Here is a 23,690-nt window from a genome sequence, read left to right as displayed (position 1 = left end):
GACACAAGGAGAGCAAGCATGGCCGTAAAAAAGTATGAGGCCGGAGTAAAGGAATACCGGCAGACCTATTGGGCCCCCGAGTACGTGCCTTTGGACTCTGATATCTTAGCCTGTTTCAAAATTACGCCACAACCAGGGGTGGATCGTGAAGAAGCCGCCGCCGCGGTAGCCGCCGAGTCTTCTACCGGCACTTGGACCACGGTGTGGACCGATTTGCTGACTGACATGGATTACTACAAAGGCCGTGCTTATCGCATCGAAGATGTGCCGGGCGATGACACCAGCTTTTACGCATTTATCGCCTATCCCATAGATTTGTTCGAAGAAGGGTCCGTGGTTAACGTATTCACCTCTTTGGTGGGTAATGTCTTCGGCTTCAAGGCAGTGCGTGCACTACGCCTGGAAGATGTACGCTTCCCACTCGCCTACGTCAAAACCTGCAACGGACCGCCCCACGGCATCCAGGTCGAGCGCGACAAGATGAATAAATATGGCCGACCAATGCTCGGCTGCACCATCAAGCCCAAGCTTGGTCTATCTGCCAAGAATTATGGTCGTGCAGTCTACGAGTGTCTGCGCGGCGGTCTGGATTTCACCAAGGACGATGAGAACGTCAACTCGCAACCCTTCATGCGCTGGCGCGATCGGTTTCTGTTCGTGGCTGATGCGATCCACACGGCCGAAGCTGAAACTGGTGAGCGCAAAGGACACTATTTAAATGTTACAGCACCCTCGCCCGAGGAAATGTATGAGCGGGCAGAGTTCGCCAAGGAACTCAATATGCCCATCATCATGCACGACTTCCTTACGGGTGGTTTCTGTGCCAATACCGGTCTGGCGCGTTGGTGCCGGAAAACCGGCACCCTGCTACACATCCACCGTGCCATGCATGCGGTTGTGGACCGTAATCCGCACCACGGCATTCACTTTCGGGTGCTGGTCAAGGCGCTTCGTCTGTCGGGTGGTGATCACCTGCATACAGGCACGGTGGTTGGCAAACTGGAAGGTGACCGCGCCTCCACTCAAGGGTGGGTCGACCTGCTACGCGAATCGTTCGTCCCTGAGGATCGCAGTCGAGGCATCTTCTTCGACCAGGACTGGGGATCCATGCCAGGTGTGTTCGCAGTAGCCTCTGGCGGTATCCACGTCTGGCACATGCCGTCGTTGTTAGCAATCTTTGGCGATGATGCGGTATTCCAGTTTGGTGGCGGGACGCTAGGGCACCCATGGGGCAACGCTGCCGGAGCAGCTGCCAATCGTGTCGCGCTAGAGGCGTGTGTGGAAGCGCGCAATGAAGGTCGCGATCTCGAGCGCGAGGGCAAGGACATTCTCACCAACGCAGCGAAAGACAGTCCAGAGTTAAAAATTGCTCTGGAAACCTGGAAAGAGATCAAGTTTGAATTTGATACCGTGGACAAATTGGACGTGGTAAATCGCTGATTCTGTGACAGTAATCGCAAAGGCGCAAACGAAAACCCGCGTGGCGCGAGGCTTGACGGCTCGCTCCGCGCGCCAAAGAAAGGAATAGAAAATGGCTGACATTCAAGACTACGACTCAACACCCAAGTACGAAACCTTCTCCTATTTGCCGGCAATGGGACCGGAAAAAATGCGTCGTCAGATCGCCTATCTCGTGAACCAGGGCTGGAACCCCGGCATCGAGCATGTGGAGCCTGAACGCGCATCAACATACTACTGGTACATGTGGAAACTGCCCATGTTCGGCGAGCAGTCAGTGGACACCGTTATTGCCGAACTGGAGGCATGCCATCGCGCCCACCCCAACCATCACGTGCGCCTGATCGGGTATGACAACTACTCGCAGAGCCAGGGCAGCGCTTTTGTGGTGTTCCGCGGGCGATAAGCAAGATCGGTGCGGGGCTATCCAGCGGGTGGCCCGCGCAGGGGTTTGATGGATACGGAAGGATCAAGTCATGAGTGACTCTATGGCAAACAATATGGCGTCCCCACGCTCGACACGTGCCGCTGCGCTGGAGCGGCGGCGGGCACTGTCGCACAATGGTGCCGCCGCGCTGGGGGCAAAACCATCCGCATCGGAGGCGCGGACAGTGGGCAATATGGCCGCCATGGAGGCGACAGGGGCTACCGGCAAGTCGCTTTCCCGTGCGCGCCGCGAGGCATTGTCGCAGGGTGGCGCCATAGGGCTTGCGCAGGCCAACTCTACTGCGCATACGGGGATTCGTGTCGTTGCCTCGGATACACCGACTGTCACCGCTGCGCCTGTAGAAGCGGCAGCTGCCGCGCAAGACTTACCCCCCCCGAATGGCTGTGGCTGCAAAGGTAAGGACGCAACTGAAATCGCCGAGCGGGAACAGTTGCTCGAAGCGGTATGCGCGCTGGTAGACGAAGACCCGGCATCAGTGGCCGGGCCGAGCGCCTCCGCGGTGCGCAAACTCTGCCAGGAGCGTCGCCGCGCGCTTTCCACTCAGGGAAAGGTAGCGTCGTCTTGTAGCCGTGTTTCACGTATATCGCACAACAGCGGTCAGCCCGACGCCTTGGCAGGATTGAGCGGGCGCGACGCCGCCCAGGCACGCCGTGAAGCCATGTGCCAAAAAGGGCGCAGCGATCAGTCCGCATATCGACCCAGCGGCCGGACCCGTCAGAAGCCTGCAGCACCTGCCAAAGTGGAGCAAGGGACTACCCTGAGTGGCACATCCGTGACCGGCACCCAGGTGGAACGCAGCGCCAAGGTCACGGGTGCCGAGCCGGGCAGTTGCCTGGCCATCACCGGCACTGAATATATTGGCACCGAGCAATACGGCGCATTGTGCACCGCTACCCCGGAGCCGGCTCCCGCTAAGGTGAATGTAGGCCGGACCACCCGAGGCCAGCGTGTGAGCGGCGTCGAGCTTGGGCACAGCGTGAAGGTCACCGGAGATGAACATGGCACCTGTAAGGCCGTGACCGGCACCGAATATCTCAGCGCCGACAAATTTGAATCCTTTTGCGCAACCCGGCCAGCGCTGACTCCGGCCAAGGTCAGCGTAGCGGCCACCGAGGCTGGTCAGCGCGTGAGTGGAACCGAAGTCGGGCGCAGCGCCAGAGTGACCGGGGATGAGCCCGGATCCTGCCGCAAGCTTACCGGCAGCCAATATTACCAGCCGGAGTCGTTTGGCAGCCTGTGTCGCGACGGCGGCAGCGCTCCACACAAGGTGAGCGTGATGAGTACGCTGCGCGAGCATGCTTTGACGGGTACGGAGACCGCCCCTGGAAACCGCGTGACGGGTACGGAACGTGGAGTTTGCGCCAGTGTGACGGGCACCGAATCTGCTGGACTGGCTCAGTATCAGGCCTGCAACCGCAAACCCGTTCCTACACCGGAAAAAGTCGGCGTGACGCACACCTGGCACGAACAGCCGGTATCCGGCACGTCGGTGGAACGCAGCCCCAAGGTCACCGGGGATGAATATGGCGGTTGCCAGCCTGTCACGGGCACGGAATACGCGGGTCCCGATCAGTACGCGGCATTTTGTGCCTCGGACCACCAGGCCACAGCACAAGCACTGATGGCAAAACAAAGTGGCGTCGCCGATGCGATGATGACCGGCATCCGGCTGGGACCGGACAACAAAGTGACCGGATCTGCTCGTGGTGAAGGGCAGGTTTTGAGTGGCACCCCTTATGCGGGCACTGATCAACGGGCACTGCACAAGAGTGGAAATGGGACGCGGATGCATCCACTCACCCGTGGCCCAGCCGATGCGCCGCATACGGCAGTCGCTGCCCCGGAGGTGGCAGCAGTCCGCGGAAATTTTAGCGTCACGACTCCCGCGCGCAGCGCGCAGGAGAGACCGCTCAACCGAGTTACCGGTATTGCCTATGGCGCAGTGGGACGTATTACCGGTCCGGTGAATCTGGCGGCTGGTCTGGTTTCCGGCACACCTGAGTTCCGTTATCGCGATGAGGCCTATGGTGCCGTGCCAACGACCGCCGCAACAGAAGTGCCGCGCAGTCGCCTCACCGGAGACGGGCACGAGGGCGGTTTTGCCATCACGGGGGCGGCATGGAGGCGCAATGAAAGCATTACCGGCACCGAAGGCACATCCACGCGCCGCAACCAGACCTTGCGTGGAGATCAACGCGGTAAGGTGCTTGGGGCTTCCCAGATGAAAGACCGCGAGCGGCCGGCGTTGCCGACCAGCCGAGTGACCGGCAGCAGCGGCAACGATGCCAAAGGCTCTCCGATCACCTATTCCGGCGGTGCACGAGGTTGATGTGATACCGACGGCGACTGTACGCCCACACACGCAGCATGGACCAGAGATTGCGATGAATACGAGAAACCGTCCCGGGCGGCATGTGAGCCCTCAGCCAGGAGTAAACCGACCACCTTACGGTCTGGGTACGCCGGCCAGCACGCTGCAAGCGCGGCCGCAGAAACCGGTATTTGCGGCGCGGGACCTTGTACTCAGCCCGAAGAGTGCACCCAACCCGGCCTGCTCGTCGGATCCGGCACGGCCTTGTCGGCACCCGCTCACCAATGAGTTGGAGAACCACCGCCTGCTGGCCCACGAACAGGCGGTGAAGGGGCACTTCGCAGCCATCATTCCGGCGCTAAAGCACCTTGCCGCCCAGCAGCATGAGGCCGATTTTCTCGAACGCGCACAGCGCGTTGCCCACACGGATCTTGGCTTCCTGTTACCGGCAGGAATTCTGGAGGATGCCTGGATAGCTAACCTGGATATGCGCGCGCTGTATGGGGCGTGCGTCATGCACACCATTCGCCTGATGGCGGAGCAAACGCAGGCCGTGCCGCAGAATTCAGACGAGGTGACTTCGTTCTTGCTCGACTGTGGCTACCACGCGGTGGATATCACACCGTGCTCGGACGGGCGGCTGAAGGGCTTGGTGCGCTACATTCTGCGCTTGCCCGATGACGCGGTGCGCAGCCGCAAGGCTTACGCCGGGGCCATGTTCGACGTTGAGGCCAATGTCAAACGCTGGATCGAAACCGAACTGATGCGCTATCGCGAAGGCCGTCCGGTGTCTGCCGATGCAGGTACGCGGTACCTAAAAATAGCGGTCTACCACTGGAGCAGTTCCGACCCCGCCCACGAGGGTTGTGCGGCGCATCACAGCAGCGAGAGGGATGCTGCAGAAGCAGGCCTGGGGCGGTTGCGTGAATTTCGTCAGGCCATCGAAAACAGTTTTTGTTGCGGTGCCTCGGTCGACACCTTACTGATTGGTGTCGATACGGATACCGACGGCATTAAAGTGCATGTGCCCGACGCGGATGGCGAAATGAGTTTATATCGCTGCGTCAGCAATCTGACGTTATATAAAGACACGGTTAACGATGATGCCAGCAATGCACGACTCAAGGTGTATCAGGCAATTCAAGCCGCCAGCGCTACGGACGGATGGGGCAAGGGCAACGGCGAACCACACGAGGGTATGCGCCGACTCATTGCCACGCTTCTGATCAACAACCTGTCGCAGATTGAGTATGTATGCGGCAACTGGGGTGGGCGCTACCCGGACATCGGCCATAACGAGCGATTCATCAGCGTGGGGGATGGATTTGAGGAATTCCAGGTACGCAACCTGGCGTATTTCGTTTACTTGCACACGGTGGAAGAAGGAGGGCCGGATCTGGACGTGGGCCTTCAGATTTTTAGCACGCTTAATGTCCTGCATGGATTACCCGTGCCTGTGGCGATTCATTTCCGCTATGACCGTCGCGTGCCCGGCAGTCGCGAACGCACTGTAGAACGCTGTCAGCGGGTCAAAGCCGCGATCGAGGCGCGCTATGCGGAATTGCATCGGCAGGGTTTGCTGGTCTGCGGCATGACCGTGCAGGACAAGCCCCCGGGCAGCCCGATCGAACCGGTCGAGGCGAATGGTGCCTCAGCATTACGGAGCGCACGATGAAGATTTGTCAGGTGGAAAAAACCCTGGTTTCGACCAACCGGATCAAGGAAATGGGGCATCGCCCACTGTTGGTGGTAAAGGAAAAAGGCGGTGCAAGAAGCATCGCCGTGGATGCGGTGGGATGTGTTTCTGGCGACTGGGTGATTTGCGTGGGTTCATCCGCAGCGCGCGAAGCGGCGGGCAGCAAAGACTTTCCGAGCGATCTTACCATCGTCGGCATCATCGACCACTGGTCGGAAGATTAGGATATCCGATATGGACATTATGCGCGTCGTCTCTGATCTCGTGGCCACCCGGAGAATACCCGGGCTGCAGAATGCATCGCTCCGGGTACTCACCGATGCGAAAGGTCGGATCAGCGTGGCCGCCGACCCAGTAGGTGTGCCACCAGGCAAATGGGTGATTGCCGTGAGCGGTTCGGCAGCCCGTTACGCTGCGGGAGATTACCGGATACTGACAGACCTGACCATCGCCGGGATCATTGATCATTGGGACCCCAGCGGTAGCCAGACAGGAAACTAACCATTTTTTTAACCCAAAAGGAGTAGTGGACATGGCAAACGTAAGCGGAGTGGCACTGGGTATGATCGAGACGCGCGGCCTGGTGCCGGCGGTTGAAGCGGCAGACGCGATGACCAAGGCGGCAGAAGTGCGTCTGGTGGGTCGCCAGTTCGTGGGCGGCGGCTACGTCACCGTGCTGGTGCGCGGTGAGACCGGTGCGGTAAATGCGGCAGTACGCGCCGGAGCAGATGCGTGTGAGCGTGTCGGTGACGGACTGGTAGCCGCCCACATCATCGCCCGCGTACACAGTGAAGTGGAGAATATTCTGCCCAGCAGCCCGGTGGAATGAGCAGTATTACTTGAGTCAACTGAACCAGAGAAGGAGTAATGAAAATGGCAAACGTCAGCGGAGTGGCACTGGGTATGATCGAGACGCGCGGCCTGGTGCCAGCGATTGAAGCGGCAGACGCGATGACCAAGGCGGCGGAAGTGCGTCTGGTGGGCCGCCAGTTCGTGGGCGGTGGGTATGTCACCGTACTGGTGCGCGGTGAGACCGGTGCGGTAAATGCGGCGGTACGCGCCGGAGCAGATGCGTGTGAGCGTGTCGGTGACGGACTGGTAGCCGCCCATATCATCGCCCGCGTACACAGTGAAGTGGAGAATATTCTGCCCAGCAGCCCGGTGGAATGAACCGTATTATCCGAATCAACCGAACCGGAACATGGAGTGATGGAAATGATAAATGTCAGCGGAGTGGCACTGGGTATGATCGAGACGCGCGGCCTGGTGCCGGCGATTGAGGCGGCGGACGCGATGACCAAGGCGGCAGAAGTGCGCCTGGTGGGCCGCCAGTTCGTGGGCGGCGGCTATGTCACCGTGCTGGTGCGCGGTGAGACTGGTGCGGTGAATGCGGCGGTACGGGCAGGGGCGGATGCGTGTGAGCGTGTTGGCGACGGACTGGTGGCCGCCCATATCATCGCCCGCGTGCACTCAGAGGTAGAAAACATACTACCGAAGACGCCCGATGCCGGTGACAGCGGCCTGGATGGCGTGGTCAGGCAGTCACTCAGCTAGCGCCGGCGCGGCCATGGCGAACGATCCGCGAATGACGGGCTACCTGACGCGCGCGCTCAGTGCCGAGATGGCCGCCGTGCAACAGTATCTCACCCAGGCCAGCCTGACCGCCATGTGGCAGTTGAAGGAATACAGTAGCCGTTTCCGCCGTGATGCGGAAGAAGAGCTCGGACATGCACAGCAATTGATTGAGCGCATGTTGATATTGGGTATTGCTTCCAATGGTACGCAACTGCCGCCCATTCGTCCGGGTCGATCCCTGGAGGAAATGCTACTGATCGATCGCGGACTGGAGATCGACGTGATCCGCCTGTATGAAGAAGCGGCCCACTACTGCGCCCGCATGCGCGCAGAAGAGTTACAAGCCTTGTTCGCCGGTCTGCTGCAAGAGGAGTTGGGTCACTTGCGCGACCTGGATCACCTGTTGATCGAGATGCATCGAGGAGCAACATCATGAACGCTGTAAAGGATCTGAATGCGGCCTCATCAGGACCACAGGAACTTCTGCCCACGCTGAACTGGCGATTTGAGTTTGGAAGTTACGTTCAGACACGCCATTTTCTGGATCAAATGGCTGATCTGTCCAAACGCGAGGGCTACTATCCGAATGTGAGCTTCGGGAAAACCTACGTCAACATCAGTATTGATGCCGAAGGTCGGGCTGAGCTGACCGAGCGCAACTCCAGATTCACTGGCGAGATGGAAGCGCTGGCCGCTACGGCAAGAACCTAAACCGGCGGACCGATAGAATCGGCACCAGGGGCAAGCATGGCGGACAGCATCATCGCGGTAATCAACCAAAAGGGTGGTACCGGCAAAACCACTCTGGCGTTGAATCTCGCGGCGGGCTTGGCTCGGCGGGGTTCTACTCACCTGATAGATGCCGATCCTCAGGGTTCGATCAGTCAGTGGGTCGCCATGGCAGATGGTAGCGCCGGACTGCCGCCGGTGGCGCAGGCTGGTCGTGATCCCTTCGCTACCATTGCGCAACTGGCATACACCTACCGCTACGTGGTGGTGGACTGCCCGCCCGCCATTCAGGGTGACGTGGTCGCCGCGATGATGCGCTCGGTTCAGGTGATATTAATTCCGGTGTTGCCCTCCCCGATTGATCTGTGGGCCAGCGTGGGGATGGCGGCAGCGCTGGGCGGAGTCCGGCGCTTGAATCCAGGCTTGCGTGCAGGCCTGGTGCTGAATCAACTGGAATCGCGTAATGCCCTGTCCCGCGCCATGCGCGAGGCCCTGGCGGAGTTTGACGTACCGATATTGCAGGCCGGCATGCAGCGGCGTGCGGCTTACCGCAGTGCTGCGGTTGAAGGGGTAAGCGTCTACGGACTGGGCAAACGCGCCCAAGCAGCCGTAGCGGATATGGAAGCGATCATTGAGGAGGTCTTATGCCTGTGAAGAAATTGGGATCCAAACTGGCGCAAGGGGTACGCCAGGTTCAAGCGCAGCAAGTCGAAAAGTCGGCACCGATAGTAGACGCGTGTGCTGCTGCGGCACCAGACGCCCAACCGAATGGTCTGAGCACGGTCCGTCCGGGCGAGAAGCCTCCGCCATTATCGAACTCCACTGAGGAAAAACGGCCCTCTGCACCTCGCTCAGAACATCAGCAGAGGCTGCACCCGCGTCGGGTTTGGCCAGATTAAACGCCTCATTTTTGGCTTCAGGAGTGAAAAATGTCACCAGAAATTGATCAATATCTCGTTCGTAATATGCCTTATTACCGCACCGTAGCCGACGAAGTCGACCTGTACGAAGCCGCCTATTCGGTACGCATGCCAATGATGCTGAAAGGACCCACAGGCTGCGGGAAAACGCGCTTTATTGAATACATGGCGTGGAAACTGGGTAAGCCACTGATCACTGTGGCGTGTAACGAAGATATGACGGCATCCGACCTGGTCGGCCGTTTCTTGCTCGACGCTTCCGGCACCCGCTGGCAGGACGGCCCACTGGCCATTGCCGCGCGTTTTGGAGCCATCTGCTATCTCGACGAAGTGGTGGAAGCCCGCCAGGACACCACGGTGGTGATCCACCCGCTCACCGACGCGCGGCGTGTGCTGCCGCTGGAGAAGAAGGGCGAACTGGTGCAGGCCCATCCCGATTTCCAGATAGTAATTTCCTACAACCCGGGCTATCAGAGTCTGATGAAAGACCTGAAACAGTCTACCAAACAGCGTTTCGGTGCACTGGATTTCAACTATCCTGCACACGACATAGAAACCGAGATCGTCGCCCACGAAACCGGCGTCAGCGTTGAAATCGCCGGCAAGCTGGTGTCCATCGCCGAACGCGCGCGCAACCTCAAGGGACATGGTCTCGACGAGGGTATCTCCACACGCATGCTGATCTACGCTGGCAGTCTCATTACCAAAGGTGTGGAACCCCTGGCGGCGTGCCACATGACGTTGGTGCGCCCGATCACCGATGATCCCGACATGCGCGATGCGCTTGACGCGGCGGTGAGTACTTTTTTCTGATATCCGGAGCCGAAAATGGCGGTCGAACTCGAAAAGTACCAGGACATATTGGCCGAACTCGGGGAGCACGCCGTCGAAGTGCTGCGTGCCTCCTGGGATGAGGCAGCGCGAGTATTCACCCCGCGTGGACTGGAAAATTACTATTTGAATGGCGCGACCAGCCTGAAATCCCTGGGACGCGGCACTGATCTAGTGGTGTCGTTCATTCAGAGCGCACCGGCGGTGGCGCACGAACTGGGCGAAGATGCCGTCCGCGAAATGCTGGCCGCCGCCATCAAGATGTACTCCAAGACCAGCGCTACCGTCATTGCCGCGATGTTTTCCAGCAGTCCCGTGGCGGCTGCGCGGCTGGGTGATCCGGAGCTGTTCCGTGGCTATTTGCACTTGCTCGACACCCTGCTCGCGCAAGCTCCGCGCGGCGTGCGTCCGATGCTGGATCACCTCAGCACACTTCTGGGCCAGCTTACCCTGGGCGGGCTGCGGCGCTGGGCGCTGTGGGGCGCGCAGGCGCACAAGACCGACTTCGACGGCCAGGCAAAATATTTCGCGCTGGAAAGCCCGGAATCCATCGGCGTACTGCAAAAAGAACGCAAGGGCACACTGTTCATCGATGTGCAGCGCCGCATCAGCATGTATTTGCGCGCGCTATGGGGCCGCGATTTCTTCATGCGTCCCACCAGCGGCGACTTCGAGCAGCGCGAAGGCTACCGCCCCTCGATCGAGGGGTACATCATACATCTCCCCGATGCGTATGATGATCTGGTGTGGCAGGCACCGTCAGGTGAGGAAACGCACATTCACGGCATTGAGCTATACCGCGCCAGTGCCGCCCACGCGGCCTGCCATCAGGTATACACCACAGACCAATTCGACAGCACTGGGCTAAGTACATTGCAGAGTGCGCTTATTGGCCTGATCGAAGATGCGCGCGTGGAAACCATTGCCCTCAAGCAATTTCCTGGCCTCAGGCACATTTGGTTGCCGCTGCACACGGCAACGCCCGCGTCTGGCAATGAAGCCGCGTCCTTGATGGCGCGTCTGGCGCATGCACTACTAGACCCGGATTACCGCGATGACCATCCTTGGGTGGCGATGGGTCGCCAGATATTCAGCGAGCAACAGGAACGGCTGGTCTCCACCGAATGGTCGCGAGAGGTCGGGCTGCGCCTTGCCGCGGAAATGCTGCAGCTCGGTGTGGCCTATTCAGCCACTACTGATGTGCCGGATATCCCCTACCGCGATGACAACCGTTATATGTGGGAGTTCGAGGATATCCGCGCAGACGGGCAGGTAATCGCCGGCGTCACCACACAGCAAATCCGCAAGTACGTCAGCGTGATGGAAATGGTCAACGCCCTCGACGTGCCCGGCGCAGGCGACGACGCGAACGAAATATGGGTGCTATCCAGCGAATTTTTCCGCGACGAGGAACCCACCAGTCTGAACCAGCAGGAGGGGCGCGAGCCACCGCCGGATCCCTACCATTACCCGGAGTGGGACTACCAGATGCAGTTGGAGCGCCCAGAGTGGTGCACCGTACTGGAAAAGCGTGCCAAGAGTGGCACGTTGGAGACCATCCATGAAATTGTAGCCAAGCACAAACCTATCATCGGCCGACTCAAGTTTCTGATCGAAGCATTGCAGCCGCAAGGGGTGCAGCGCCTGCGCAAGCAGGAAGATGGCGACGAAATCGACCTGAACGCCGCTGTGCGCGCCATGATCGAGATGCGTATGGGCGAGCAGCCCGATCCGCGCATCATGATGCGCAATGTGCGCAAGGTGCGTGATCTCTCGGTGCTGCTGCTGATCGACTTATCCGAATCTACCAATGACCCGGTGCTGGGTTCGAACAGCACCGTGTTACAACTGGCACGTGAGGCCACGGTGCTGCTCGCCGATGCCCTCGACAAGATCGGCGACCCCTTCGCCATTCATGGATTCGATTCAAACGGCCGCCACGATGTGGAATATTTTCGCTACAAGGATTTCGGTGCGTCTTACAACGATCAGGCCAAATCCCGCCTGGCGGGTATGAGCGGACAGTTATCCACGCGCATGGGCGCGGCGATCCGTCATGCCGGCTCGATTTTGAAACGTCAGCCCAGCAACAAAAAACTGTTGCTGGTGATCACCGACGGTGAGCCGGCGGATAACGATGTGCGCGATCCCCAATACCTGCGATATGACGCCAGGAAAGCGGTGGAAGATCTGACCCAAGCCGGCATCGCGCCCTACTGCCTGAGTCTTGATCCCAGAGCCGACCAGTATGTATCCCGCATTTTTGGCGCAAAGAACTATGTGGTTCTGGATCACGTGCAGAGGCTGCCAGAAAAGCTGCCGATCCTTTACATGGGACTCACCCGATGAAAAACCTGCCGCGCGATGAAGGGTGAGCGATTTGTGCAGTGTCAGGCATTACAGGGGGTAGATCCTGTGATGCGACGGTCAGAACGGAAATCTTTCCGTATAGGATTTATTCGGAGGGTAGCGTTATGCCTTTGGTGCACATGAAAGATCTTCTGAACCATGCCTATGCGCACGGATACGCGGTAGGTGCTTTCGACGTCGTGAATCTGGAGTTCGTGGAGGGCGTCATGGCCGCTGCCGAGCGGTCTCGCGCACCCGTAATCCTCTCTCTAGCTGAGTCGCAACTGGAACACTATGACTTCGAACTGCTGATGTCAGGGGTAGAGGCAGCGGCACGCCGTAGCTCGGTACCCGTGGCCCTTCATCTTGACCGTGGGGCAAACCTGGAAGCGGCGGTGCGGGCCATCCGCCTGGGCTGCAACAGCGTGATGATGGACGCCTCCCAGTCGACTTTTTCCGATAACCTGGCGCATACGAAGACTGTAGTCGAGATGGCCCATGCCTGCGGGGTGCCTGTCGAAGGGAGCTTGAGTTATCTCACTGATGCAATGGATATAAACGCCCAATGGCATACCGCCGCGTTACCTTCCACCACAGTGGCCGAGGCAAAAGGCTTTGTCGAACGCACGGGAGTAGACTTCCTCGAGGTGTCCATTCGGGTGGAACAGAGTTGTCCAAACAGTAAAGCCAAGCTGGATATCCAACGGCTTCGCAGCATCAACCAGGCGCTTGGTATTCCGCTGTCAATCCACTGCAGGGTCCGGCTCGACGATGACCAATTTCGGCGACTCATTGTCCACGGCGTGGCCAAGATCAACTGTTTTACAGCGTTGGCTGAAGCTGCGAATGCGGCGATCCGCGCACGGGCAAGGTCAGCGCCGGGTGCTGGTTACCTGGATTTGGTTCAGAGCGTTGGTGCGGCAATCAGTGCTAAGGCTGAACGATGTATGCGCGTGTTGGGTGCTGCCGGGCGGGCTGCTGAGGTATTGGCATGCTGTCGTCCGTGGGCACCCGTGGAACACCTGATCATCCACAATGTTATTGGCATTTCTGAAAAGGAAGTGGCTGCGATGATGAGTGAGGGGCAGCAAGCGCTGAGCACCATTCCTGGAGTGCGGTCAGTGATTACGGGTAAGGCGATGAAAGAACACGCTCAATACCGCTACTGCTGGCGGGTACGTTTTGCGGCACCGGAAGTGATTGATTCCTACCACAGGCATCCTGACTATACAGCCTTCACCAACCGGCGTTTCCTACCTGTGGCCGACAGAGAAATCAGCATCGACTACGCCATGGAAAGCTTATGAAAAGCATTCAGCACGCCGTTGAGCTGGATATGGCGGGCCTCACCGGACTATTTGTCACTGGTACTGACACGGGCGTCGGCAAAACCTGGGTGGCGGTGGCACTGACCCGTCTCCTGGTGCAGCGGGGCCTATCGGTGCGCCCGCGCAAACCGGTGGAATCGGGGTGTGCCTCGGGCGAGGATGGCCTGCTGCCCCAGGACGCGGCCGCGCTCTGGAAGGCTGCGGACAGTACCGAATCGCTGCAACAGGTTTGTGCTTATCCACTGCGGGCGGCGCTCTCACCGGAGCGGGCTGCTGCCCTGGAAGGTCGGACGCTGACTCTGGATCAACTGGTAACCGCTTGCCAGTCGGGCATTGGCGCAGACGACTTCTTGCTAGTGGAAGGGGCTGGCGGCCTGCTCTCCCCGCTGGCGGCGGGAACCACCAACGCCGACTTGGCCGCCGCACTGCGGCTGCCTGTGCTGGTAGTAGCCGCCGATCGCCTCGGCGTCATCAACCACACCCTGCTCACTGTGGAGGTATTACAGCACCGGGCATTACCACTGGTTGGCGTGGTGCTGAACCAGACGGGGCCGGTGATCGATCCGCTCTTGGATAATGCCGCAGATTTGGCATGCTGGCTGGACTGTCCGGTAGAGCGAATACCGCATCGGTCGGGGCACCACGCCACCACGTGGATGGGCATTGGTCCGTTTCTTCATGGCCTTGCCAGCCGGCTTGCAGCCGCCCATACCGCGCCAAAAGCAACCCCTCCCATCACCGCAAACTGTGCGGCGCAGAAATGAATCAGAGGGCCATTCTATGCGATGTGAACAGGGCTCTGGCTGAAGACAAAGAGATACACCCGCTCGCCTACAACCCAAATTTGGTCTTTATTGGCCGGAACACTGTCTGGCTGAGACTCCACCGGCAGCGGTTGGAGTGGTCCTCTTATGACCCGCGTTCGGCGCTGCCAGCCGCGGCGGGGAGCAACTAAACCATGCCTTCGAGTAAGAAATTGCTCGCCGCCATGCAGCGGGCTGCGGAGATCCTGCGCAGCGGCGGCCTCGTCGTCTTCCCCACGGAGACCGTCTACGGCCTCGGGGCCGATGCGGAAAACCCCGCCGCCGTGGCCCGCATTTTCGCGGCGAAGGGTAGACCGGCTGATCACCCGCTGATCGTGCATATGGCACGGCGCGATCACCTTAGTCAATGGTCCAGGGATATCCCGCCAGCGGCCTTCGTCCTCGCGCGGCGTTATTGGCCAGGTCCACTTACCTTGATTCTGCACCGTGCCTGCCGCGTGCCCGATAGGGTCACCGGTGGTCAGGATACGGTAGGACTGCGGGTTCCCGATCATCCCCTCGCCCTGATGCTGCTCGAAGCTTTCAGCGGCGGCATCGCCGCCCCTTCGGCCAACCGCTTTGGCCAGGTAAGCCCCACCACCGTAGCACATGTGCGCGAGGAACTGGGCGATGCCATGGACTTCATCCTGGACGGCGGGCCCTGCCGGGTGGGCATCGAGTCCACCATTCTCGACCTGAGCGGGCATCAGCCCCGGCTGCTGCGTCCCGGCGCGATTACGCTTGCCGAGATCGAAGCGGTCCTGGAGCAGCCCGTCATTCCGCAGGGAAATGATGCGCTGCGGGCGCCGGGGATGTTGCGCTCCCATTACGCCCCAAGAACCCCTCTCTACTTGGTGCCGACGGGGCATCTGAAAGCGGAAATATGCCGGCGCCTCAGGCAGGGGCAACGCGTCGGGGTGCTGGCGATGCCCGCCACGCAGTTGCCCGAATCCTGCCTCCGGCACCATATGCCGCCGCATCCGGCAGGGTGGGCCCGCGAACTCTACGCGCAGTTGCGCGCTCTGGATCAGCAAGGGCTCGATGGTCTGCTGATTGAGGCACCACCCAGCGGTGCCGACTGGCAGGCAGTAAGCGACCGACTGGCGCGCGCCGCATCAGCGCATACGACCTTTCGTTTCTAACGTTCAATCTGTTACGGCCCCCTTACTGGCCGAGGAAACCAATTTGGCGTACTTCGCCAAAACGCCGCGCGTGTGGCGCGGTGCGGGTGCTTGCCAGACGGCGCGGCGGCGTCCGATTTCTTCATCAGACACGTTGAGTTGCAGCAAACGCTGTCCGGCGTCTATAGTCACCGAGTCTCCCTCGATGACTAGTGCGATCGTGCCCCCCACTGCGGCTTCCGGCGCGACATGACCGACTACCATGCCGTATGTGGCGCCGGAAAAGCGGCCGTCAGTAATAAGGCCAACCGAATCGCCCAATCCTTCGCCGATGATCGCCGAGGTGGGGGATAACATTTCGCGCATACCGGGTCCGCCCTTGGGCCCTTCGTAGCGGATGACCACGACATCGCCGGGCTTGATTTTCTGCGCCAGGATCGCTTCCATGCACGACTCCTCGGATTCAAAAACCCGTGCCGGACCGGTGATTTTGTGCGCCATGAAGCCGGTGGTTTTCGCCACCGCGCCCTCGGGCGCAAGATTGCCCTTCAGGATGGCAAGGTGCCCTTGGGCATAAATGGGATTATTCCACGGACGTATCACCTCCTGATCCGTACGCGCTTCGCTCGGCACATCCTGTAAAACTTCCGCAAGCGTCTGACCGCTGATGGTCAGCGCATCGCCGTGTAACACGCCGTGGGCGAGCAATATTTTCATCACCTGGGGAATGCCGCCCGCCCGATGCAGATCGGTAGAGACGTAACGGCCCGATGGTTTCAGGTCGCAGAGTACCGGCACACGCTCGCGCATGGCCTCGAAATCATCAAGGGTGAGTGGTACCTGTGCCGCATGCGCAATGGCCAACAGGTGTAATACCGCGTTGGTGGAGCCGCCCACGGCCATGGCCACCGCAATGGCGTTTTCAAACGCCTGCCGCGTCAATATCTGGCGCGGCAGGATTTGTTTTCGGATGGCGCTTACCAATACCTCTGCGGACTGTGCCGCACTCTCCGCCTTTTCTGCATCCTCCGCCGCCATGGTGGAGGAGTACGGCAAGCTCATGCCCATGGCTTCGAAGATGGAAGACATGGTGTTGGCGGTATACATGCCGCCGCAGGAGCCCGCGCCAGGGCAGGCGCGACGCTCGATTTCCAGCAGTTCTTCGTCGTCAATTTTATGGACGGTGTGTTGCCCCACCGCCTCAAAGGCGCTCATGATGGTCAGATCTTGGCCCCGGTAGTGGCCCGGCTTGATGGTGCCGCCATAAACGAAAATGGCCGGAATGTTCATGCGGGCGATGGCGATCATTGCGCCCGGCATGTTCTTATCGCAGCCGCCGAGGGCGAGCACGCCGTCCATGCTCTGGCCCTGACACACCGTTTCAATGGAGTCGGCAATCACTTCGCGTGACACCAGCGAATATTTCATGCCGGCGGTACCCATCGAAATACCATCGGAAATGGTGATGGTGCCAAACGTTTGCGGCATGGCACCAGCCGATTTGAGCGCCGCTTCCGCACGGGCGGCAAGCACGCCGATACCGATATTGCAAGGCGTGATGCTGCTGTGCGCGTTCGCCACGCCGACGATAGGCTTGTCGAAGTCCCAATCACCAAACCCCACCGCACGCAGCAGGGCCCGGTTGGGCGAGCGCTGCACGCCCTGCGTGATGGTCTTGCTTCTGCGGTTGTCAGACATCATTACCCTCCTGAGTATGCGTAAGCTGCAGCAAAATGCAGCGGAAATTTACCGAATCCTGCGGGCCAGCACGCTGCCTGCTCATGTCAGCACCGTCCACGCCATCGTTTTTCCGGCGCGTAGCGGCACGACCGTGTCCTTCCCGAAATACAGTTCTTCAGGCACCGTCCAGCTCCGTTGCTCCAGGGTGAGGGTGTCCCGGTTGCGCGGCAGCCGGTAGAAATCGGACCCGTGGAAGCTTGCGAAGGCCTCCAGCCGGTCAAGCGCACCGGCGCGCTCGAAAATCTCGGTATACAGTTCCATTGCAGCGTGCGCGGTATAGATGCCAGCGCAGCCGCAGGCGGACTCCTTGGCTTGACGCGAATGCGGCGCACTGTCGGTGCCGAGAAAAAACTTCGGGTTGCCGCTCGTGGCTGCGTCGACAAGCGCTGCGCGCTGCGTCTCCCGCTTTAGGAGCGGCAGGCAGTAATGATGTGGTTGTAACCCACCCTCGAATAGCGCGTTGCGGTTGAGCAGCAGATGGTGCGCGGTAATCGTCGCGGCGACGTTGTTGGGGGCCTGCCGAACGAAGTCGACCGCCGCGCGTGTGGTGATGTGCTCGAGCACCATGCGCAGGCCGGGAAAATCGCGCGTCAACGGCATGAGGTGCCGGTCGATGAACACCGCCTCACGGTCAAACATGTCCACCGCCGAATCGGTCACTTCGCCGTGCAGCAGCAGCGGCAGATCCAGTTTTTCCATCGCCGCGAGCACTGAATAGGCACGCTTCAGATCGGTCACACCATGCTCGGAATGGGTGGTCGCGCCGGTCGGGTAGTACTTGACCGCCTGCACAAAGCCACTGTTTTTTGCCTTCGCGATCTCGGACACCGGCATATTGTCCGTGAGATAAAGGGTCATGAGCGGCTCGAAGCGCATATCCGCTGGGAGTGCCGCGAGGATGCGGTCGCGGTAGGCCTGCGCCAGATCGACTGTCGTGATGGGAGTTTGAAGATTGGGCATAACAATGGCGCGCGCAAAATGCCTCGCCGTGTCGGGGAGTGCCGCGGCCATCATCGCGCCATCCCGAAGATGGAGATGCCAATCGTCGGGGCGTATGAGAGTGAATCGCTTCACCATGGGTACCCTCCTGGCGCACAAAGTCGGAGTATAACCATCCGCGTCGGGTTTTACCGTGTTCATTTTTTCAATGGCATGACAATTCGTCCTGTAAGGACAAAGCACCCGTATCCGGGTCGCAATAAACCGGGCCTGCGATCCGAAGCGGATACAGAAAATTCAGTTGTTTGATCTCTGCATGCACTTGTTCCATTGGCGTGCCACGCGCGAAGACCGGTGAATAAGCGCCAACTGTTCCGGCGTCCCCCTGCGTAAGTGCAATCAGCGCATCAAGCACTAGATTGTGGGAAAGGGCCATCCCCTCATTGGTCTCCAGGCATACCGCATCCATCGAGGCGACTGACCAGATACCCCATAATGCAAAAATCTCCCGCATCGTTAGAAGAAGGGTCTGAGTGGCTGACAATGGCTGTACCCACTCTTGAGGGAGACTGGTGACTATGTGCTCCTCCACCCAGACTCCCAAGAAACGTTCATTGGCAAAGGGATCGCTTTGGCGACTGCGACAAAATGCAAGAAACTCCTCGACCTGCTGGCAGGCACTGGCAAGGTCGTCTGTTCTCCGAACGAAAAGAAACAGACGTGTTACTGAAATATCCCGCCCTGCTTCGGTAATCGTAGTCATCATAACGCGATACACCTCCATTCGGGCTGTCGTCACATGGCTGCCATGCCGCTTCGGAATCATGGATTGCACCAGTCGCAGTGACCCGCTGGAGCGGCCTTCTCCAGACGTTCCAGCGCGACCTGGTGGCCACACCTGCCACAACGGTGGATGTCCGCCCAGGTATCCCGGGTCGGGGCGCCGCAACCTTCGCAAGGCAGGCCTGGGACGCGCTCCACGATCTGGAAGCCGGGCGTGTTGCAGACCGGGCATGGGGTAGCAAGCTTGTCTGCGAGATCTCGTGTAGCCGAAGCTATGATCTCCATGCGCATAGGGTTCATATGCGCACGCACGTCGGTTTCCAGGAAGACGCAGCCGTTATCCGCCTCGCCACAGGCCCAGAAAAAGGCCTCACGCAGCGATTCCCAGTCGGCAATCCCTTTGCGGACGCGGGAGTCGTCCTCATGGCGCGGGCGCACTACGATCCCGTGTTCAGGAAAATCTATCGCACGGGCGAATGCCTCGGCCTGCTCCCAGTTGGCAGCGAGCAGATGAGAGAAGTTGGTCCTACCCGAGGCAACACCCACCACTTCGATCCCGAGCGTATCGTCGATCCAGACAACCATTTCTACGTTCAAGGAAAACAACCCGGTAAACGGGTCCGGTCCGAAGCTGCCTTCGCTAGCGAGCCCCAGGGGCAAATGCGCTAGCTCCATACCGATGCGCGCCTTTTTCCGCGCCGCCTCGATCTGGGTGCCAGCACGGGGGATGTCTCGGGTAAAGGTACCCAGTTGGTCCGTGTCAAAGCCCGTCACCAGTGTAACTTCGCAGCCAATGGCGGAAGCCAGTATAGGAGTAACGACTTTCTCCTTGCCGTGCTGGGTAAGTAGGGCCACGCTTGCATCTTTGTAGATGGCGTTTTTCAAACGCGAATATTTTGCATGCTCTATCTCACGCATTTGATGGCATGACTCCCAAAAAAGCACAGGCCATGGGGTTGCCATGGCAACCCCGACTTCATTTGGTCAATCCGCCACATTCCAGTGGGTTCCAACGTGACCGGCACGGAGCCATGCCAAGTAACGGCGCGCTTCATAGATACTAAGCAGAGACGGCTCTTGATTGTGGTGATAACGTACGCAGACATAATGCCCTGCCGCCCGTGCGTGGGCGCCGTTGAATTTTTCAGGGGACTGCGCCCCCTTTGACGAAATGGCATCAATGTCCTGAGCGAGTTCGAAAGCCAAAAGCCTCAAGTCTTCTGCGGGTCTTACCATCTGCCTGAAAAGCGACATAAAACCTCCCATTGCTCCATTCAAGAGCGGATCATCCGGAACACTCATTGCGTTGGTCACGGGACCTCATGGCTCGCACCCGATATCACGCGGGGGGAATACTCGTCATCGGGTCCGTCAGCGCGCATAGAGGACGTTGACTGGAGTGCAGTATGGGAGAAGCGTATAATTGATAAAAGTTAATTATATTTATTATTATAGTTAATAAATATTAACTCTAATTGAGAGTACCGGTCAGCAAGCATTTCCATCAAATGGGGGTTACTCGTTGCCCATCACGCTATGCACCTACAGGCCCTTCAACTTATGGACGGTACATCATTTTTCTGGTGGCCCCTATCTATCCGCCGCGCAGCCTCCTGTAGCATCGGTACCCAGCTTTCCTGGAGACGCTCAATAGGCGCGGAGATACTGAGGCCGGCATTCCAGGGCAATCGGCTGTGGAGCAGCACGCCGAGACAACCGACGCCAATCTCGGCTTCCTCATTGTCCAGTGCATAGCCACGTTCAAGTCCGCTTCTGGCGTTTTCCCAGAGGGCATCGGCCTGACGCAGGGTATGAACAGTAAGCGCCGGCAAGCCGGTGCGGGTAGCGTAACTTTGGACAGCAGCTTCGCCATTCAGCGCCAGCATGAGCTTGCCGACGGCGGTGGTATGTAGCGGCGCGCGACTGCCGATCACCTGCTCCACCCGCATCATCCGCGACGAGGTGGCGCGCTCTACATAGATCACTTCGTCGCCCTCCTGGATGGTAAGATTCACCGTCTCCTGCACCTGATCGCGCAGCCAGGCCATGATGGGCCGGGCGACGGCGCGTAGGTCGCTGCGGCCATGGGCGAGCTGCGCCCAGTCTTGCAAGCGCTGGCCGAAGCGGTAATGGCCGCCAGCATCGCGAGCGATCAGTTGGTTGTCCTGTGCTGAGGCCAGAATGCGGAAGGCGGTGGAGGGTGCGAGTCCGGTGACGGCGGCGAGTATTTTGAGTGGTGCGCTCCCCCCTTCCGCCGCGAGGGCATCCAGCAGAGCACGCAACCGGGCGATCACCTGGATGGAGGAGTTTTTATCGGTGGTAGATGTTGACATAACTTATTCCGTATTATGGAAACGATTACCCATTGCGGAATCATATCGTCTTGCTTAGAGTGGATGCAATTTCTTTTTGTCACAGGATGATCGCACCATGACCGCCCATACCGCCCTGCCCGCCAACGCCCCTGCCTTTTGCGCCGGCATGTTCCACTTTGGTGAATCCTGGCCGAATTTCCAGGAGTATGGCCGCAGTGCCGCCATAGCGACCGGACGCAAGGCCATTCCCAATCCTGCGGCCATGGAGGCCGTATACCAGACCCTGCTCATGGCTGATGCCCTGCGTTACTGCACTTTACAGATCTGCGCCGCCAAGTCCTCAGGACATCCTGGCGGTTTTGCCTCTAGTACGGAGGCGTATGCCGCACTGGTGATGCTCGGCCACACCAACATCGTCACCGAAGTAGGTCACCACGCCCCGGGTTTCTACAGCGCCATGTTCCTTGACTGTTCCCTGGAGGAAATGGGTATCCGCGACATGAACGACATGATGGCGCGTTTCCGCGAACAGCATGGACTGCTCGGTCATCTCTCCGGAGCAATCCCTGGCCTGCTGGCTCCCGCGGGCCCATTGGGGCAGGGACAGCACTTTGCCATGGCGGGCGCATTGCTGCACCCTGGCACCCTCTTCCCGGTGACCATCGGTGACGGCGGTTTTGGGGAGCCTTATGTGCTGAGCGCCATGAAGCACTTTCACTTCGCTTATCCGAGGGTTACCAATTATCTGCCGGTGCTGGTCTGGAATGGCTTTAGTCAGGAACATCACTCCATGGTTTCCCTGATGACGAATGACGAGATGATCGCCTACTGGCGCGCCCATGACTTCGACGAAGTCATCCTGGTGGATGCCAAGAACTTCGACGATGCCGGTCAGGAAGGTGCCTATGTCGACTCCACGCGCTTTTCCTTTGGCCAGCGGTTGGCCTTTATGGAAGCGGTGCTGACCGGCATGGCCAAGGCGGCGGACGGCGCCTTGGGGGGCCGCCACACAGCCTTCATCCTCAAGCAGATGAAAGGTGCGGGCGTGCATGTGCTGGGGGCCAAATCCCATAACCTGTATCCCAAAGACACTCCGGATTCCCCGGAAATCAAGGCTGCCCTGGAGTGCCGCGCCCTCAGTCCCGAATCCTGGGCGCTGGTGCGCGAAAACTTCCTGCGTGCCGGGGGTGGCCCCGCCGCCAAGACGGCGGTAACCGAGCAAGTGCTGGAAATCGCCAAGCTGGGCGAGTTCCCCCTGGAGGATTTTGCCTTAGGCGAACCGGTCGTACCCGCCACAGCCATGGGCGCATTGGTGGCCTGGGTGGGACAGCAGGATCCGCGCTTTGTGGTGACCAATGCCGACGGCAACGAAGCCTCGGCCATGAAGAACATCAATGACGCCCTGAAAATCCGCCACCCCACGGAAGATCCGCTCTATAACCAGCAACCCGGCGGGCAGGTCTATGAACCCCTGAACGAGGATGCCTGCGCGGGTTTGGCGGCGGGACTGGCCCTTTTCGGCAGCCGTTCCTTGTGGCTGTCTTATGAATCCTTTGCCATCAATGGCTGGCCCATCATGCAGACAGTCGCACAGGCGATGGCGGAATTGCGGCGCAAGACCCCATCCACGGTCTGCATGTTCACCGCCGGAGCTCTGGAGCAGGGCCGCAACGGTTGGACCCACCAGCGCCCGGAGATCGAGAACTACTTTGCCGCTCAGATGCGCAACGGCAATGTCTTTCTGCTTTATCCCACGGATGCCAACGCCATTCAGGCCGCCTACGAGTACGCAGTGAACAGCGTCAACAAGTCGATGGTCATTATCGCTTCCAAAAGTCCGCTGCCGGTACGGCTGACCATGACACAGGCGCGGGAGGCGGTGCGCAAGGGAGCGGCGCTCCTGCATGATGCGGGTACGGGCAGCCGTGGCACCGTGACCCTGGCAGTGACCGGCGATATGGTCCTGCTACCGGTTTTCGCGGCCAGTCAGGTGCTGGAGAAGGAGGGATACCGGGTGCGAATCCTGTCGGTGATCAACCCTCGCCAGCTTTACCGCCCGGCAGATGTGGCCGCGCACACGGTTTCCGAGGCGGATAAGGGCTTCATGTGCGACACCGACTTCCACGACCTCTTCATCGGGGAGGTGCTGCTAGGTATCAGCGGCGGTACTTCCGGGGCGCTGGAGCCGGTGCTGCTGCGCAGCCGGGCAAGGCAGCGCGATGTGCTGGCCTGGTTGCGCGGTGAGACCACGGCCACCCCGGCCGAACTCATGGCCTTCAACGGGATTACCGTCGAGAGCATCGTCAATAAAATCCACGGCCTCGACGCCGGATAAGGATGGTAG

The 23,690-nt window shown here is 59.6% G+C and carries 24 protein-coding genes; 18 read left to right on the top strand and 6 right to left on the bottom strand.

Annotation, left to right across the window (positions count from 1 at the left end; translation table 11 throughout):
• Positions 1-18 precede the first annotated feature (18 nt).
• The 17 genes from AFE_RS07855 to AFE_RS07770 all read left to right on the top strand — a co-directional run bounded on the left by AFE_RS07855 (position 19) and on the right by AFE_RS07770 (position 15,590).
• Entirely contained in the window at positions 19-1,440 is a 1,422-nt protein-coding gene (locus AFE_RS07855) for a form I ribulose bisphosphate carboxylase large subunit (RefSeq protein WP_012536704.1), read from the top strand.
• Between the two features lie 91 nt (positions 1,441-1,531).
• Positions 1,532-1,864: a ribulose bisphosphate carboxylase small subunit gene (locus AFE_RS07850; protein WP_009567528.1), complete on the top strand. Its 333-nt coding sequence runs from the start codon at positions 1,532-1,534 to the stop codon at positions 1,862-1,864.
• Between the two features lie 70 nt (positions 1,865-1,934).
• Positions 1,935-4,235 carry a CsoS2 family carboxysome shell protein gene (locus AFE_RS07845; protein WP_041645863.1) on the top strand — a complete coding sequence of 767 codons (2,301 nt, stop codon included), beginning with the start codon at positions 1,935-1,937 and terminating at the stop codon, positions 4,233-4,235.
• Between the two features lie 55 nt (positions 4,236-4,290).
• Positions 4,291-5,892, top strand: coding sequence for a carboxysome shell carbonic anhydrase (locus tag AFE_RS07840; RefSeq protein ID WP_012607174.1), 1,602 nt, complete (start codon positions 4,291-4,293; stop codon positions 5,890-5,892).
• Positions 5,889-6,137, top strand: coding sequence for a carboxysome peptide A (locus AFE_RS07835; protein ID WP_009567526.1), 249 nt, complete (start codon positions 5,889-5,891; stop codon positions 6,135-6,137). The genes AFE_RS07840 and AFE_RS07835 overlap by 4 nt, the downstream gene beginning before the upstream one ends.
• 10 nt (positions 6,138-6,147) lie before the next feature.
• The gene (locus AFE_RS07830; protein ID WP_009567525.1) at positions 6,148-6,414 is read left to right on the top strand and encodes a carboxysome peptide B; all 267 of its coding nucleotides are present in this window, start codon (positions 6,148-6,150) and stop codon (positions 6,412-6,414) included.
• 31 nt (positions 6,415-6,445) lie between these two features.
• Entirely contained in the window at positions 6,446-6,742 is a 297-nt protein-coding gene (locus AFE_RS07825; protein WP_012536700.1) for a BMC domain-containing protein, read from the top strand.
• Between the two features lie 44 nt (positions 6,743-6,786).
• Positions 6,787-7,083: a BMC domain-containing protein gene (locus tag AFE_RS07820; protein WP_012536699.1), complete on the top strand. Its 297-nt coding sequence runs from the start codon at positions 6,787-6,789 to the stop codon at positions 7,081-7,083.
• A gap of 45 nt (positions 7,084-7,128) precedes the next feature.
• Positions 7,129-7,467, top strand: a complete 339-nt coding sequence (locus tag AFE_RS07815; protein WP_012607172.1) for a BMC domain-containing protein — start codon at positions 7,129-7,131, stop codon at positions 7,465-7,467.
• 13 nt (positions 7,468-7,480) lie between these two features.
• The gene (locus tag AFE_RS07810; RefSeq protein ID WP_012607171.1) at positions 7,481-7,924 is read left to right on the top strand and encodes a ferritin-like domain-containing protein; all 444 of its coding nucleotides are present in this window, start codon (positions 7,481-7,483) and stop codon (positions 7,922-7,924) included.
• Positions 7,921-8,199: a hypothetical protein gene (locus AFE_RS07805; protein WP_012536697.1), complete on the top strand. Its 279-nt coding sequence runs from the start codon at positions 7,921-7,923 to the stop codon at positions 8,197-8,199. The genes AFE_RS07810 and AFE_RS07805 overlap by 4 nt, the downstream gene beginning before the upstream one ends.
• 36 nt (positions 8,200-8,235) lie before the next feature.
• The gene (parA, locus tag AFE_RS07800) at positions 8,236-8,871 is read left to right on the top strand and encodes a ParA family partition ATPase (protein WP_012607170.1); all 636 of its coding nucleotides are present in this window, start codon (positions 8,236-8,238) and stop codon (positions 8,869-8,871) included.
• 275 nt (positions 8,872-9,146) lie between these two features.
• Complete coding sequence (locus AFE_RS07795; protein WP_012536694.1) at positions 9,147-9,950, top strand: CbbQ/NirQ/NorQ/GpvN family protein; 804 nt, start codon at positions 9,147-9,149, stop codon at positions 9,948-9,950.
• Between the two features lie 15 nt (positions 9,951-9,965).
• Entirely contained in the window at positions 9,966-12,317 is a 2,352-nt protein-coding gene (locus AFE_RS07790; protein WP_012536693.1) for a nitric oxide reductase activation protein NorD, read from the top strand.
• A gap of 125 nt (positions 12,318-12,442) precedes the next feature.
• Complete coding sequence (locus AFE_RS07785) at positions 12,443-13,624, top strand: class II fructose-bisphosphate aldolase (protein ID WP_009561318.1); 1,182 nt, start codon at positions 12,443-12,445, stop codon at positions 13,622-13,624.
• The gene (bioD, locus tag AFE_RS07780; protein WP_009561320.1) at positions 13,621-14,409 is read left to right on the top strand and encodes a dethiobiotin synthase; all 789 of its coding nucleotides are present in this window, start codon (positions 13,621-13,623) and stop codon (positions 14,407-14,409) included. Before AFE_RS07785 ends, bioD begins: the two co-directional genes overlap by 4 nt.
• A gap of 194 nt (positions 14,410-14,603) precedes the next feature.
• On the top strand, positions 14,604-15,590 hold the full coding sequence (locus AFE_RS07770) for an L-threonylcarbamoyladenylate synthase (protein WP_012536689.1): 987 nt from the start codon (positions 14,604-14,606) through the stop codon (positions 15,588-15,590).
• A 3-nt stretch (positions 15,591-15,593) separates the two neighbouring features.
• Here AFE_RS07770 and ilvD read toward each other — a convergent pair whose 3' ends face one another.
• The 6 genes from ilvD to AFE_RS07740 form a co-directional block, all read right to left on the bottom strand.
• Positions 15,594-17,270 carry a dihydroxy-acid dehydratase gene (ilvD, locus tag AFE_RS07765; RefSeq protein ID WP_235826738.1) on the bottom strand — a complete coding sequence of 559 codons (1,677 nt, stop codon included), beginning with the start codon at positions 17,268-17,270 and terminating at the stop codon, positions 15,594-15,596.
• A gap of 78 nt (positions 17,271-17,348) precedes the next feature.
• Positions 17,349-18,386 (bottom strand): dihydroorotase, encoded by a 1,038-nt coding sequence (gene pyrC / locus AFE_RS07760; protein ID WP_012607167.1) that lies wholly within the window; start codon positions 18,384-18,386, stop codon positions 17,349-17,351.
• A 67-nt stretch (positions 18,387-18,453) separates the two neighbouring features.
• Positions 18,454-19,014 carry a hypothetical protein gene (locus AFE_RS07755; RefSeq protein ID WP_012536686.1) on the bottom strand — a complete coding sequence of 187 codons (561 nt, stop codon included), beginning with the start codon at positions 19,012-19,014 and terminating at the stop codon, positions 18,454-18,456.
• Between the two features lie 56 nt (positions 19,015-19,070).
• Positions 19,071-19,886, bottom strand: coding sequence for an RNHCP domain-containing protein (locus AFE_RS07750; protein ID WP_235826737.1), 816 nt, complete (start codon positions 19,884-19,886; stop codon positions 19,071-19,073).
• Positions 19,887-20,015: 129 nt separating this feature from the next.
• Entirely contained in the window at positions 20,016-20,345 is a 330-nt protein-coding gene (locus AFE_RS07745) for a hypothetical protein (protein ID WP_225981993.1), read from the bottom strand.
• Positions 20,346-20,584: 239 nt separating this feature from the next.
• Positions 20,585-21,364, bottom strand: coding sequence for an IclR family transcriptional regulator (locus tag AFE_RS07740; protein WP_012607166.1), 780 nt, complete (start codon positions 21,362-21,364; stop codon positions 20,585-20,587).
• A 97-nt stretch (positions 21,365-21,461) separates the two neighbouring features.
• Here AFE_RS07740 and AFE_RS07735 point away from each other — a divergent pair, with 97 nt between their 5' ends.
• The gene (locus AFE_RS07735; RefSeq protein ID WP_009565308.1) at positions 21,462-23,681 is read left to right on the top strand and encodes a phosphoketolase family protein; all 2,220 of its coding nucleotides are present in this window, start codon (positions 21,462-21,464) and stop codon (positions 23,679-23,681) included.
• Positions 23,682-23,690 lie beyond the last annotated feature (9 nt).

This window comes from Acidithiobacillus ferrooxidans ATCC 23270 (assembly GCF_000021485.1).
Taxonomy (GTDB): Bacteria; Pseudomonadota; Gammaproteobacteria; order Acidithiobacillales; family Acidithiobacillaceae; genus Acidithiobacillus; species Acidithiobacillus ferrooxidans.
Note: the sequence above shows the minus strand (reverse complement) of the source record. Positions and strands in the feature narration are given on the sequence as shown.